We start from the raw sequence: 14,563 nt of genomic DNA, 5'->3' as shown, positions 1-14,563 counted from the left end.
CCTCCCATCGTGTCGCCCGGACAGCATGGCCGCCCCGTCGCCTCCTGGCCCTCCGCGCGACCGGGCCACCGGCCGGCGGCGGCGTTCCGGGGCCGGGATGCGCGCGCCCATGAGCTACTCCGCTGGCACCAGGCCGACCGGCATCGCGCGGCCCAGCTTGCGGTATTCGGCTTGCAGTGCGACGCCGAGGGCCGGCCAGTCGATCAGGCCCATGCGGCCCGTGATGGCGCGCGCGGTCAGCACCACGTTGCGAATGTGCCCGCCCGCGAAGTCGCATCCCGCTGCCAGCCGATTCAAGCCACTGGCCGTCAGCGCATGACCGTCGCCGAGATGCGCCAGCCACAACGCGCGGCGCTCGGCCGGCCCAGGCGCCGGAAAGTCGAGGATCGCGTCGAGCCGGCGCGTGAAGGCGCTATCGAAGCGGCTGCGACTGTTGCTGGTCAGCAGCACGATGCCGTCATAGGTCTCGATGCGCTGCAGCAGGTAGTTGGTCTGCTGGTTGGCATAGCGGTCGTTGGCATCCTTGACCTCGGTGCGCTTGCCGAACAGCGAATCGGCCTCGTCGAAGAGCAGCACCACGTCGGCATGCTCGGCACGTGCGAACAACTCGCCGAGGTTCTTCTCGGTCTCGCCGATCCACTTGCTGGTGACGCCGGCCAGGTCGACACGGAACAGCGGCTTGGACAACTGCGTTGCGAGCCAACCGCAGGCCAGTGTCTTGCCTGTCCCCGATGGCCCGACCAGCAAGGCGCGCACGCCGGGCCGGTAGCGCGTTCGGGCAGCGGGGCCGAGGGTGTCGGCGAGGCCTTCGCGGTGGCGGCAGCGTTCGGCCAGTGCGAGCAGGTCGGTGCGCAGCGCCGGCGTGAGGACCAGCGCGTCGTCGTCGATGTCTTCCGTCAGCGCCTGGGCCAGCGCGCCGAGCGTGCCGGCGTCGGCTTGGCGTGCGGCCCGGTGCAGGTGCTCGGGGTTGGCTTGCGCGGCCCCGTCGTCACGGGCCAGCGTGCCGGCGCGCGCATGCAGGCTGGCGATGCGCGCGGCGGTGTGGCGCTGGGTGCGGGCGAAGCGTTCGGCCTCCGTGGCGTCGTGGCCGAGGCCTTGCCAGATCGATGCGCGCTCGTCGGGTTCGGGCATGGGCAAGCGCCATTCGGCGAGTGGCTCGCCATCGCGTTGCCAACTGCCTTCGAGACCGGTCGCGATCAGCAGCGGGCCGGCGGTGATGCCGGCGTGGCGTGGCAGGCGATGTATCCGATGGGGTACTTCGCGACGATCGCCGGGACCGGGTTCGGCGCACAGCACGGGCAACGCGTCTTGCAGGATCAGCCAGGGCAGCAGGCCTGCCGGTGGCTCGCCTTCGATGAGCGCGGCGCGGGCGTTGCGGGCATGGGCGATGGCGACACAGGCCGCACGTGCCTCGGCCGGATCGCCGCTGCGGATCAGCAGTGCATCGCCGGCTTGCAGGCGCGTGGCGCGCAGCGTGGCCTCGGCTTGCACCGTGGTGGCCAACGTCGGTGCGGTGTCGAGCAGCGACACGCCGGGCCAGGCGCCGCTGCCGCCGGCCAGCGTCACCAGCAGGGGCAACGGCAGGCGCAGGGCCGCATCGGCGCGGGAACTGGCGCGGTCCACCGGCTCCTCGATGTGCAGCAGGCCGCTGGCGAGGGCGGCGCCGTCGAGCAAGGCGGTCAGAGACGCGGCAGTGCCCAGGCCGCGTTGCGCATCGAGGCAGGCGATGAGTCCGAGCGTGGGTCGGGCCTCGCGCAATGGGGCCTGCAACCAGGCCAGTGCGCGGCTGTGCATCACGTCGCTGTCGGCGGCATGGGACAAAGCCAGCGCAAAGGCTTCGCTGGCGTTGAGCCGGAGCGCGGTCACGAGTCGATGCAGGCGGGCGTCGGCCGTTGGTGGACGCGCACGCCAGTCGGACCATGCGCTCGGCAGGTCGAGCCAGGCCGATGCGTTGGCCTGTGCCACCAGCCAGTGCGCCTCCGGTGCGGCGTCGGGGAGTGCGCTGCCGGGGGCGAGCATGGCCAGCAGGCGCTGTGCCAAAGGGAGGTCATCGCTGGTCGCGACCGCTGCCACGCCGGTCAGGGCTTCGTCTCGCTTCATCGCAGGGCCTCGGGTTGCCGACCGCTGAAGTAGTGGAAGCGGACGATGCGTTGCAGCCAGGCCACCCAGCCGGGGTCGATGTCGAGGCCGGCGCGGCGGATGCGCAGGTCGGCCTGTGCAAGGGGCAGGTGCACGTCGATGTGGGTCGGGCCCCAGTCGAGCCAGCCGGGGCGCAGCGCGAGGCTGGCCAGGCCGATGCCGCATTGCAGGCGCAGGTGGCGGCGAAGGGTGTTGAGCCAGTGAGTGGTGCGCGCGTCGAGGTCGGGGGTGCGGGCGTCCTCCGGTGCGGCAAGTGCGGCGGCCAGCGACCACGTGGCGTCATCGTGGGGCAGGTCGAGGCGGGTGGCGATGCGTTGCAGCAGCCGTTGCATCAGGGGCGCCGCGTCGTCGTCCGCGACCGCGCCGAAGTGGAGGCGGGACAGCACGGGCACTAGGCACATCAGGCCGCCGGCAGTGGTGAACTGGCCGATGGCTTCGAGGGTGCGCGGTGGTGCGGGCGGTGCTTCGCGTTTGTCGTGCAAGGGCGATGGCGAGCTTGTTGGCAGGACTTGCGATGGCGGCGTGTGCGGCGTGGAAGGCGTCTTGCCTGCCGGAACCACCGGGGCAAAGCGTTGCGGGGCCACGGATTGCGTGACCGCATGGCTTGTGGCCACGGGTGACGGTGCGGGCACCGACGTATCGCTGAGAGTGCGCGGCGAGGCCTTCGAGGACGGCGGCGTCACCAAGGCCAGGCTTGGCGTGCGCGCTCCTGGCTCGTTGGAAGTGGCGCTTAGGGGCTGCGTGCGAGGCGCTTCATGCCGCGGGGCACCTGCGCGGTTGGCCAACGCAGCCGTTCCGGGCGCCGCATCCCCCGACAAAGCCCGTGCGCCATCGCCGGGCCGCAACGCAGGCACGTCGGCCACGGGATGAATCACGGCCCATGACCTCGGCAGCCGGACCCCGCTGTCCCGCAGCAAGGCCCCCATTTCGAGCAGCGTCTGCGCCCGCGCCCAACGTCCGTGGCCGGCGTCCTCCAGCGCCTGCAACAAGGCCGGCACCGTGTTGACCGCACCGGGCGACGACACCAGTTCACGCACGATGCGGCGCAGGCGTTCGCCCCTGTCCGCATCCGGCGCGAGCACCTCGGGAGGCAGCGCCAGCCGCCAGTGCCATGCGTCAGGAACGGCACCCACCGCCAGCCGCAGCGCATAGCAGCGCATCGCCTCGAAGGGACTGGCGAACCACACCGCGCCGGCCTGTGCCGCTTCCGCCGTGTCGCCGTGGACCCAGCGCAATCCCGCGGCTTGCACGCAGCGTTCGATGTGCAGGGACAAGCCCTGCGCGCTCCATCCCTCGGGCATGCGGCCCAGGTCGAGCCGCCGCACGAAAAGCAGGCGCTCGCCCCCGTCCGGCAGGCTGGCGCAACGCAATGCGTCGTCCAGACGCACCTGCAATTGCCGGGCATGCGATTCGCTGGGCACGCGCATTCGCAGGTGGCGGACGGTGCGGGTCATGTCTTGCCTTTGCGGTCAGCGCGACGCGATCGCCGCGACGCGTGCGGCCTTCGCGCTCACCACTTCACCGGCCGCGAACTGCACGCGCACGTCCAGCCCCAGATCGACTTGCGCACCGACTGTCGACAGCACACGCGCCGACACTTCGCCGCTGCCCACGTCCTCGATGGCCGCTCGCGCCACCAGGCTGCTGCCGCGATAGAGCATCGCCTGCATGCCGACGCGCAGCTTGTCGCCGGCATCGAGCGCGACCAGCGGAATGCGCACGCCGGGCCGCACGCCCACCACTGGCCGCGGCATACGCCCCGCCACGATGCGCCCGACCGGCGCGTGGCTCGCCAGCAGCAGGCACATGCGCACCAGGTCGCTGACCAGCGATTGCGCATCGTCCTTCGCCGGATCGACTTGCGCGAACAGCCAGTCGATGTAGGCCTGCATCTGGCGCCGGTCGGTCGAGTCGATCTCGCTCCAGCGCGGCAGGTTGGCACCGTTGCGCAAGGAAGGCGCGGCGTCGTACTGCGACATCAGCTCGGCCCAGTCGAGCCGGATCGATGCGCTGACGCCGCAGAACTCGGCATGCAGGCAGGCGCAGATCTGCGTGATCGAACCGTAGAGGTTGGCCGCGCGCTGGCTCACGATGCTGCGGCCGTGGTCGCCGTCGATGACGTCGCCGAGCGAGACCACTTCGACGGCCTGTGCGTGCAGCGCCTGCCAGCTCAGCGATGCGGCGCGCACGAGGTCGATGCTGTTCACGGCGCTCACGCGCGCTGCGAGCAGGGGCGTCTGGCGCGCGATGACGTTGCTCACCGACACACCCAGCGTCGGCGTCGCGCTGCGCAGAGCGCCGCCGAGCGACGCCGTCATTGCCGCGCTGGCATTGACGCGCTGTGCCACCAGCGTGGTGCGCAACTGCGCGGTCTGCAGCGTGCGCAGCAGCAGGTCGCTGCGATCGAGCTGGCGCAGCAGTGTGGGTGCCTGCACGAACCAGCTGGCCGGCGCCTCGCGCACCACGCGCAGCATTTCCTCCAGCTCGTCGGGCACGTCGGCATGGTCGCGCAGGCAGGCCGGCACCGGTGCCTCGGCCAGGGCCGGGTCGATGGTGCGGCGGGGCAGGTCCTGCATCGTGGCCGTCTCCCTGGGCCGCATGAAGGCGAGAAAGCGCACCTCCTCGGCCAGCACCTGCGCGCGGCGCGCGTTGACGGCATCGATGCGGGCTTGCTCCTCGGCGATCAGTGCGCGGGCCACGCCCACGTCGTGGCGTGCCTCGGCCAGCCGGTCGCCCGCGGCACCGACACGCGCGGCGGCATCGGCGCGGTCGCCTTGCAAGGCGGTCAGGGCCAGCTCGCAGCGCGTCAGGGCGTTGCGGTAGCCGTTGATACGGCCTTCCAACTGGCGCAGCATCGCGACGGTGTTGTCGGACAGGTCGGAGAGCTGCGAGAACAGGGTGGACTCGTCGGCCGGCAGCACCTGGCCCGCCGCGTTGCGCAACAGCGGCGGCGAGTCGTCCAGCATGCCTTGCAGCGCGGGATTGACGCGGAAGTCGGTGAGCCGGCGGCGCCGAAGCGTCACGTCGTTCGCAGGCGCACCGGCCAGGAACGGATCGTTCTCCAGCCCGAACACGTAGAACTCATCGCTCACGCCGGGCACCGCGCTGAACAGGCCCGAAGGCGCGCCGCCATCGTCGGCCATGAACTCGTTGAGCAGGCCGATCAGCTTCAGCACCGTGTCGCGCCGCGTCGCCAGGGCATAGTCGCGCGCCTCCTGCGAGGGCGAGGCCTTCAGCCGCTCGGCGATGGCCGTGGTGCGGATCGGGGACTTGCCGATGACCGGCGCCGACAGCACCACGTCGACCGGGCTGGGCATGTTGGCCACGTAGATCGGCTGGTAGGTGGCGAGCGCGGCCACTTGCTGCACCGGCGAGCCGGCCTTCATCTGCACGTCGCCACGCAGGTCGGCGCGCACGTTGACCTTGGGAGCGGCCTCGAGCTGGACCCCGAGGTTCAGGTTGAAGTTGGAGGCGCCGACGCTCGCCGTGTTGAAGAAGCGCGATGCGGCCAGCGGTGGCGTCGCGACCAGGGGCGCCGCCGCAGCAGGCGCCGCCGCTCGCGCAACGGCGGTCACCGGCACCTTCAAGCCCGCGATGTAGCTGGAGATCTGCGCTTGCGAGGCCACCGCCGTCTCGGCCTTGGCGATCGAGGCCAGCGTGGGCGACACGGCGATGCGCAGGGCGTCGGTACTGCTGAGCATCAGTTGCCGCACCCGGTAGATGTCCGACTGCATCTTGACGAAGCCGTGGTCGGTCAGGTCGTCGGTGCGGTCGATGCGGGCGCGCAGGTAGTCGACGAAGGGGCCTAGGCCGCGCACCGTGAGTTGCGCACGCTCCTGTTCCGACAGCACCGCCAGCAGCGGATCGGCCAGCAGGCTGGCTACGGTCTGCACCCGGCCGATGCGCGATGTATTCGTCGGTGCATAAAGGTCGCGTGCCTCGATCGGCAGCCAGGTGCCGGAGGGGCGCGCATTCGGCGGCGGGGCGAAGGCGAACCAGGGGCGCTCCGCGAAGTTGGTGACGAACACGCCGGTGCTGGCCTCGGTCTGCGTGATCGTCACCGCGCCGGACGCCGCGAAGGCCGCGCTGCCGCCGTGCAGGGTGAAGGCCATGCCGTCGACCGGCGTGGTCGGCGAGAGCCCGACATCGGCCTTCTGCACCACCAGCCGAACCCATTGGCCGGGCGGCGGCAGTCCGCCGATGCGCCGACGCGAATTGGTGTCGAGCGTGCCCCAGGGGATCAGGTCGAAGCCCCAGAAGGCGCGGTGCTCCCAGTTGCCTGCGGCATGCCACTGCAACATGACTTCGCGCGGCGGATCGTTCGGGTCGATGTAGACCCAGGCATAGAGCTGCTCGGCCGTGCCCAGCGCAAAGGTCGGGTTGGCGCCTTCGAAGTAGTGCTGGTGGATGCCTGCGGCCGAGGGCTCCAGGTGGCCGCCGTTCACCAGGTTCGGCGCGGCCGGCACGCTGTCCGGGATCGCGGGCACGACGCCGCGTGCCGGCTCGAAGGGCGCCCACAGGTCGTTCTGCGTGAGCAGGTCCCAGGGCTCGTCACCCTGGCGCCGTGCACCCAGCGGCAGCACGTTGCAGAACCACTTCGGTTGTTGGTTGGCTGTGCGCGTGCCGGCCATGCCGTAGGCGGCGCGGCCGTCGAAGAGCGTGAAGGCCATGCCGTCGATGGCCTGGCCGGCGGTTCCGACGACAGAGGCCAGCACCTCGAGTTGCACCCAGCGGCCGAGGTCCGGCAGCGGGCCCATCAGGCGGTGGCCGGCCGTGTTGGGCGCGCCGACGCCGGGCATCAGGTCCTCGCCCCAGATCGCGCGGTGCTCCCAGTCGGCGTTGCGCACATGCCATTGCAGCATCAGCATGCGCGGCGGGTTGTCGGGGTCGAGGAAGACCCATTGCGACATCGCGTCGGCGGTGCCGGGCGTGAGGATCTCGGTGGCGCTGTCGAAGTAGTGCTGGTGCGCGCCCGCGCGCAGCGCGCTGCGGTGGCCACCCCCGACAGGCGGCGGGCCCCAGGGGATCAGGGTCTCGGTCTCGACGGCGAGCGGGTCGTCGTTGTAGGCCGGCACGGTCTGCGGCTGGCCGGTCAGCACGCGTGTAAGCAAGGCAAGTTCCAGGCGCAGGCCCTGGCGCGCGCCGAGTTCGCGGGCGCGGCGGAGCAGGAAGCGGTTCAAGGTCGCATTGAACTCGGGGTCGATCACGTCGGTCTTGAGCAGGCGCGGCTCCCACGAGGCTTGCGGCACTGGGACCAGCAAGCGGACGCGGTTGGGCGCCGAGAGGTCGACGGGCGCGAGCGCCGCGGCATCGCGGAAGGCGGCGTCGAGTTGCTCGATGGGCACGGGCACGGCGTCGAGCGTGGTCAGTGGCGGGAAGAAGTCGCTGCGCCATGTCGCGAAGTTCAAGGCGTTGGTCGGCAGCAAGCCGCAGGGTGGCAGCGTGAGGAAGGGGTCGGCCAACTGCTGGGGCGGCGGCGCGGGATCGCCCAGCTCTGCGATCTGCTCGGCGAACTGCTCGATGCGCGCCTGCCACAGCGCGGGCAGGCGGCTGTTGGCCAGCAGGGGTGTCCGTCCGTCGATGGTGGCGCCAGGCTGGAGACGGGCTTCGCGCGCACGGCCGCCCTGGCGCACGACGCTGGCGCGGTCGCTGAACAGCGGCATGACGGTGGTGGCGGTGGCTGCCGTTGCGGCGGTGTCGAGTGCGAAGAGGGCGAGCGCCACGCCGGCATCGGCCCATGGCAAGACCTCGCCGGGCGCGAGCGCCGCCTCGGCTTCGAAGATGGCATGCGCGAGCGCATTGCGAAAGCGCAGGACGCTGGTCGGCAGCGGCCGCCACTCCTCGGGCCACGGGTACCACAGCAGGCGCAGGCCGTCGCCGATGCGCACGTCCTCGTAGGCGGCGCCATCGTCGGCCGCGCCACCGCAGGTGCAGAAGTCGCAGGGGTCGTTGGGGTCGATGCTGGACACGTCGACCACCACCGGTTGCGCGACCAGGATGCCGACGCGCGACATGCGGGCGCCGGCCGTGACGAGCAGTTGCGACAGCGGCAGGGTGCCGATGCTGCGGGCGTCGAGCGTGGGCAAGGTGGCGGGCGGCGTCGGGTCGTTCGGGTCCGGTGGCGGGGCGGGCGGCGTGGGCGACGGCGCGCTGAACCATGCGGGCGGGGCCAGCACCGGCAGGTCGGCCAGGCGCAGGGAGATCGGGCGCGTCAGCGTGATGTCCTCGCCGCTCGCGGCCAAGGCCTGGCCGGGCTCGATGAACAGGCGCAACTGGTTGCCGCCGCCCTCGGCGGGTGGGACCGCTTCGAGCCGATGGTTGACTTCGAGGCCGTTGACCACGCCGGCCGTGAAGGCCTGTCCGCGTTGCGCGATGCGTCCTGCCGCCCAGGCCTGCCGCGCGGCGAGCGTGGCGGCGCTGAGGGTGCGGCCGGCGAAGAGGTGCGGACGGCGCAGCCAGTCGGTGGCCGCGTCGGACGCGTTGCCGGGTTGCAGCGCGATGACACGCTCGCCAGGGAGCGGCGCGGCGATGGGGACGATGGTGCTCACGTCAGCCTCCCTTGCGCTTGGCCTTGCGGCCACTGCGCGATGGCGAATCGCCCGGGTCGGGCTGGGGTGCGTCGGCCGCCTTGCTGCGCGCGGCGCGGACCACCGGCGAGACAGCGCCGCCGCGGATGACCGGCGAGACGATGGGCGTGCCAGGGTTGATGACGGGTGAGACCGGCGTCAGCGGCGTCACGGGGTTGACGGGCGTGACAGGCCCCAGGATCGGCGGGCGGGGCCCTGGCGCTGGCGTGACGACTGGCGGGCGCGTGGGGACGGGCGACGGCGTTGGCGTGACTGGCGGGCGCGTCGGCGGCGGTACGGGTGCTGGCGGTGTTGGCGCGGGCGGCGTTGGCGTTGGCGTTGGGATCGGAGTCGGAGTCGGAGTCGGAGTGGGCGTTGGCGTTGGTGTTGGCGTCGGTGTCGGTGTCGGTGTCGGTGTCGGTGTCGGCGCGACGGGTGGCACTGGCACCGGCGTCCCCGGCGCGCCCACCGGCGCATCGAGGACGCGCGCCAGTTCCGCCACCACCTGCGTCGGCGCCTGCGACGCGTTCTGATCCAACTTCTTCCATGTCACGCCGGTCGCGATACGGCGCAGCGTGTCGGGCCGCAACTGGCCTTCGGGCGCGGCCTTCTCGACGCGCTCCAGCCCTTGGCCGGCGCCCGGCGCGGTGAGGTCGGCGCTGACCTTCAACACCGTCGCCAAGTCCAGCGAGGGTCGCGTGCCGGTTTCGCCAGCCGGGGCCGTCGCATCGGCGTCCCGCGCAGCCTGGGTCAGCGCGCCGAGGGTCGCCGCGCTCAACGCTGGCGATTCGGCCAGCCGCTTCGACGACAGCAGCGAGGTCAGCGTGCCCACGGCCGCGGGCGACGAACGGGACACCACGTTGTTGAACGAATCGCTCAGCCCCAGCATGCTCATGCGCGTGCGCAGCGAGGTGTCGAGCGTGCGTTCGTCGACACCGCTCACGGCCTGCCAGGCGCCGGTGTAGTCGTCGCGCACGGCGATGTGGCGGCGCCGCACGAACCAGAGGTTGGGCAGGCGCGCTAGCCGCTGCCATTCGGCGTCGGACGGGCTGGTCGGGTCGAGCACGACGACCGGACCGCTGGGCAGGCGCAGCTTCTGCAGGATCTCGAAGGGCTTGCGTTGCGCGATGAGGTTGGGCGCGGCCGGTTTGACGACCCGGCTGGTGCTGGCCAGCCGTGCATTCACGGCGCGCCATTCGTTGCGCGGCACGGGGGCCAGGATCAGCACCGCGGTGGAATCCAGCGCCTCGGCGGAGGCTTGCAGGTCGATCGGTTGCAGCATCAGCGCGTCCTCGATCAGCGCGGGCAGTTCGTCGTCCGGCACCGGGCTGAAGTCCACGTCGATCTCGGCCGGGAAGAAGCCCTGCGTGAAGTCGCGGATGTCGATGAGCCCGGTCGGCACCGGCCCGGCGCTGGGCAGCGCGGGGAACCACGAGGACGCGGGGAAGCTTCGGCCCCGCGTGTTCACGAGCACGTCGGCCAGGTGGTCCTGGTACTGCATCAGGTGCGCCAGCCGCAAGGCGCGTGGCGAGAAGCCAAGGCCGGGCAGGTCGCCGCGGTCCGCGCCGAGTTCGCGCCGCACCATCGCCTCGTCGACCCATTCGACCGTGTTGTTGCGCAGCGCCAGCAGCGCCAGCGGCAGCACGTTGGCCGACAGGCTCGCGCCGCCGCCGGCCACGAACACGTCGCGCGCGACCCGGCCGCGCCGCGCATCCAGCGCATCGGTGGCGCCATCGTCGGGCCAGGGCACCAGCACGACGGCGGTGGCCTCGATGGTGTCGCCGTCCTCGACGGTGCGCTGGCCGGTCAGGGAGGAGGGATAGGCGCCGATCGGGTTGGCGGTGTATTCGACCGGACGCAACGCGAGCACGAAGAGGCCGGTGCGACTGCGCATCGGCGGGTTGGGAATGCGGCCCAGGCCGAAGCGCGCGGACAGTTGTTCGGCTTGCGCGATGTTGGCCAGTGCGATGTCCAAGTTGCGTGGCAGCAGCACGAGTTCGCCGGCCGGGGTGATGCCGTGTCCGGTTTCAATGTGCAATGACTGGGAATCGCTGCTTTCGGTCACGCGCAGGCCCTGGGCGACGCCGCTGCCGGCCGCGCGACCCAGGTCGGCCTCGCGTGTCAGGGTGTATTGCTGCTCGCGGATCAGGTCGCGTGCGGCCAGGAAGCGGCCGTCGAACCAGCGCGGGCGCTCGCGGCGGGGGTCTTCGATGAGCACGCCGGCGCTGCGCAGGCGTTGCACGTCCGCACGGGCGACGAGTTCGCGGGCGACGCCTTGGGTGAGGTTGGGGAAAGGCATGGCGGGTCCTTAGAGGCCGATGGCGTTGGCCAGCAGGTTGACCGCCGGCAGGAAGCGGCGGCCGAAGTTGTCGACTTGGGGTGCTTCGGCGCTGCGCAACGGTGCGCCGGTGGCGACCAGCGCCTGCACCGGCATGAAGAGGCGCGCGAGGAACACGGCGCTGTGGTCGAACACGAGCGGGTGTTCGGGCAAGGGGTCGAGCGGGTCGGTGCTGCCGGAGCGGCCGGTCGCGGGATAGGCAGCGAGCACGGCATCTTGCGTCGCGGCGCGGCGGTCGGCGGGTGACTGGCCGCTGAGATCGGCGCCTTGCAGGGGCAGGCCGCTGTTGGTGTTGGAGAGGCCGGCGCGCAGCGTCATCACCACCTCGTAGGCATCGCGCAGGCGCGACACCGAGACCGCGTCGAGCGCGTCATACGGCCCAGTCGCGAAGCTGGGGGTGTAGCCATGCGCGCAGGCGATGAAGCGCAAATAGACATCGGCGACCACCGCAGCCGCAGGCAGCGGCGTGGCATCGGCCTGGCGGCGCACGCTGGCGAAGCGGGCGAGGTTGTCGTAGCTGGCCAGGCGCATCGCATCGCCGCCCTGCACGGCGGCCTGTTGCGTGAACCACGGCACGAGGCGCAGGCAGGCCGGACGCGGCACCTCGATGAGGCGGCCAAGCCGGTCGACCGCTACACCGGGGTCCACCACGATCTCTTCCGGATGGGGCGCGTCGCCGCCGATGACTTCCGGTTCGTAGTGCACGCGCAGGCCGGCCAGCGTGCCGTTGCCGGACAACTGCGCCAGGGCGCGCGCGAGGCGGCCGCGGTGGTAGGTCTGTTCGTCGCTGAAATCCTGCGCGGCCAGCATCATGCCGGTGGCATAGGAGGGGCGTTCGGGCAGCGGGCGGGCGTACAGCGGATCGGCGCTGGGATCGCGGCTTTGCACGGTCATGTCATGGCTCCTGGTTCAAGATGGGCGCGGTGCTGCCGCCGACGCGCGGGTCGAGCGCGGGCGACTGGCGCACCAGGTCGCCCATGCCGAGCACGCTGCGCTGCACGCGCACCGGTTGCGATCTGGCGGGCGGGGCGAGGTAGGTGTCGACGGCGACCAGGCTGGAGACGCCGACCAGCAGTGGCTTGGTCGCGGTCACGACGCGCACGTCGACGTGGGCCGGGGCTTCGAGTTCGGCGATGCGGCGGATCAGGCCGAGGTCTTGCGGCTCGACGTCCTGGTGCACAAAGATCGTCGCGCGGTGGGCGAGGCGGCCGTAGAAGGCGAGCACGGCATCGTTCTCTGCATCGGTGGCCTGGTCGCTGCGGAACAAGGCCATCAGTTCGGCCTGCTGCTGGTCGGCGAGGAACAGCGTGTCGCCGACGATGGAATTGCCGCTCCGGCCGAGGCCGGGGAGCAATGGATCGTCCTCGTCGACGAGGTCCACGCCGAGCAGCGTGGCCAGCAGGCGGCGCAGGCGGAAGTCCTCGATCACGACGATCTCGCCGCCACTCACGCCGCCGCCGGTTGCCACGTCGAGCGCGAAGGACAGGCCGCGTCGCGTGCCATGCCAGCGTGCAAGACGGGGGGCTTCGCGCAGCCAGGCACGGCGGCGATCGGCGGGCAGCACCGGATCGAAGGCCACGCCGACCCAGGTGGCGAGCCAGTCGAGTTGCGGCTCGGGCACCGTCGCCGGATGGGTCAGCACATGGGCGCTGGCGACGCGGTCTTCCAGCGTGGTCAGCACGCCTTCGAAGTTGGCGACCATGCGGGACAGGAAGTCCGAGGGGGTGGCCTTTGGCCGGTAGACGCCGATGTCGCGTGCGCCCAGCGGGTCGCGCACCAGGTGCCAGGTGGCCTGCTGCGCGCTGTCGAACAGGCGCCAGCGTTGCTGCGGCTGGATGGGCGTGGCGACGAGCGCGGTCGAGACTTCGGGCAGTTGCTGTTGCAGGGCCTGGAGGACCGTGGCGTCGGCGGCGCCGCCTGCGTCGAGCGAGGCCATTGCACTGGCGGGCAAGGTCGCGAGGCGCTCGCCAGCGGCCTGCGCATCGGAGCCGAACTGCGTCTCGCGCAGGAAGCGCGGCAGGTAGTGGTCGACGTAGTCGAAGCGGCCGGCCCAGGCGCGCAGTGCGCAGATCTCGGGTGTGGCGCGGCCGTCGCCGAGCAGCGTGCAGCGCACCCACAGGTAGCGGCCCACTAGGCGGCGCACGCGGCGCGTCGCGTCCTGGATCAGCACGCCGAACAGGCCGCAACGGTCGCGTTCGAGCGTCCAGGATGCGAGGCCGGGATGGCCAGGCAGCTCCGATGGCGCAGGGTCCCAGGCGGCGCGTGGCACCGGGCCGGCCATGATCGCCGGGGCGAGCGCGCCGATGTCGCGGCCGAAGCCGTGCGGTTGCCATGCGCTTGCGTCGTCCAGTGCGGGAGGCGTGGGGTCGGCGGTGGCGGCGAGCCAGGCGATGAAGCCTGTCCCGGCGGGGATCGAGGCCTCGGCCATGAGGCGATGCCAGACGGTGTCGGGTTGGCCGCTGTCGAGCCATTGGGCCGCAAGGCCGTCGGCGGTATCGATCCAGTTCGTGGCTTCGCCGCGGCGCGCGGTGTTGACCAGCGAGAGCGGCAGCAAGGGCTCGGCCTCGTCGTCGTTCAACGGGTAGCGCGGGGGCGTTTCCAGCGTGTGGGCGAAGGAGGCATCGACGGCGCCGATGGCCAGCGGATAGACCTCGCCGAGCACGATGCCGCCGTCGTCGAAGGACAGGGCATCGGTGCGGCCGGGCAGTCGCACGGCTATGGCGCCGTTGGCGAGCCAAGCCAGGCTGTAGGCGTAGCGGCCACCGGCGAGTTCCACGGCGGGTGTGAGCGCGCCACGGACGGCGTCGATGCCGCGCAGGCGTGCCGCGCCGTCGGGGCCCCAGCTCAACAGGCGCAACGACGGGCCGGGGCAGGCCGCCAGCGCGATGGGCTGTTCGTCGGCGGGCCAGGCGACTTGTTCCAGCAGGCGCAGCGTGGGCGGGAAGCAGTTCTCGGGCTCGGGGCGGAAGACCTGTGGTGCGTACTCGTCGCGTGCCGGTGTCTGCAAGGAGAGCGGACGGCCTTCGAGCCGCGCCAGCCTTCCGCTGGTGCGCTCCAGCAGCCACACGCCGCCATCCGCATGGGCCGCGAGGCGCCACGGCACGAAGCCCTCGGTCGGCACGTGTGTCGTCGCGAATCGGCCGCGCAGGTCGTGCATGAGCACGCCGTCGGGCAAGGCGACGTAGAGCACGCCGTTGGTGCCGACGCAGATGTCGGTCGGTGCAAGTTCCAGCGGCAGCGTGATCGCATCTCCGGGCAGATGGCCGGTATGCACGACCACTGACATCGCGTCGCCGTCCCATCGCGCCACAGAGCCGAAGCTGTCGACCGCGCGCGGCACCACGTCCAGTGCGGCCAGTGCCGCGGCCTCTGCAACGGCATCGACCGGCGATTCGATCTCGCGCTCGCTCGCCAGCCGCAAGGCCTTGCAGCCGCTGTCGTAGCGCGTGTGCCCATGGCTGCGCCAGTGACCGGCATTCGCCAGCAGGAAGAAGCGCAGGCCATTGGCGTCCATGGCGTT

The 14,563-nt window shown here is 71.7% G+C and carries 6 protein-coding genes; all 6 read right to left on the bottom strand.

Translation table 11 applies throughout. The annotated features are described in order from the left end of the window. Positions 1–114 precede the first annotated feature (114 nt). Genes WKW82_RS30365 through WKW82_RS30340 form a run of 6 tightly spaced genes read right to left on the bottom strand, consistent with a single transcriptional unit; the run spans position 115 to position 14,557 of the window. On the bottom strand, positions 115–2,100 hold the full coding sequence (locus WKW82_RS30365; RefSeq protein WP_340346473.1) for an AAA family ATPase: 1,986 nt from the start codon (positions 2,098–2,100) through the stop codon (positions 115–117). After that, on the bottom strand, positions 2,097–3,593 hold the full coding sequence (locus tag WKW82_RS30360; protein ID WP_340346472.1) for a hypothetical protein: 1,497 nt from the start codon (positions 3,591–3,593) through the stop codon (positions 2,097–2,099). The genes WKW82_RS30365 and WKW82_RS30360 overlap by 4 nt, the downstream gene beginning before the upstream one ends. 15 nt (positions 3,594–3,608) lie before the next feature. After that, entirely contained in the window at positions 3,609–8,687 is a 5,079-nt protein-coding gene (locus WKW82_RS30355) for a hypothetical protein (RefSeq protein WP_340346470.1), read from the bottom strand. A 1-nt stretch (position 8,688) separates the two neighbouring features. Then, positions 8,689–11,004, bottom strand: coding sequence for a hypothetical protein (locus WKW82_RS30350; protein ID WP_340346469.1), 2,316 nt, complete (start codon positions 11,002–11,004; stop codon positions 8,689–8,691). A 9-nt stretch (positions 11,005–11,013) separates the two neighbouring features. Then, positions 11,014–11,937, bottom strand: a complete 924-nt coding sequence (locus tag WKW82_RS30345) for a hypothetical protein (protein ID WP_340346468.1) — start codon at positions 11,935–11,937, stop codon at positions 11,014–11,016. Between the two features lies 1 nt (position 11,938). Beyond that, positions 11,939–14,557: a phage tail protein gene (locus tag WKW82_RS30340; protein ID WP_340346467.1), complete on the bottom strand. Its 2,619-nt coding sequence runs from the start codon at positions 14,555–14,557 to the stop codon at positions 11,939–11,941. Positions 14,558–14,563 lie beyond the last annotated feature (6 nt).

The sequence above is a fragment of the Variovorax rhizosphaerae genome (genome assembly GCF_037889975.1).
In the GTDB taxonomy this organism is placed as follows: Bacteria; Pseudomonadota; Gammaproteobacteria; order Burkholderiales; family Burkholderiaceae_C; genus Variovorax; species Variovorax rhizosphaerae.
This window is presented reverse-complemented; position numbering and strand designations above follow the sequence as displayed.

What these genes read in the sequence shown, in the direction of transcription:
- WKW82_RS30345 (WP_340346468.1), bottom strand. Translation starts at nt 11,937, where the DNA reads ATGACCGTGCAAAGCCGCGATCCCAGCGCCGATCCGCTGTACGCCCGC.
- WKW82_RS30350 (WP_340346469.1), bottom strand. Translation starts at nt 11,004, where the DNA reads ATGCCTTTCCCCAACCTCACCCAAGGCGTCGCCCGCGAACTCGTCGCC.
- WKW82_RS30340 (WP_340346467.1), bottom strand. Translation starts at nt 14,557, where the DNA reads ATGGACGCCAATGGCCTGCGCTTCTTCCTGCTGGCGAATGCCGGTCAC.
- WKW82_RS30360 (WP_340346472.1), bottom strand. Translation starts at nt 3,593, where the DNA reads ATGACCCGCACCGTCCGCCACCTGCGAATGCGCGTGCCCAGCGAATCG.
- WKW82_RS30365 (WP_340346473.1), bottom strand. Translation starts at nt 2,100, where the DNA reads ATGAAGCGAGACGAAGCCCTGACCGGCGTGGCAGCGGTCGCGACCAGC.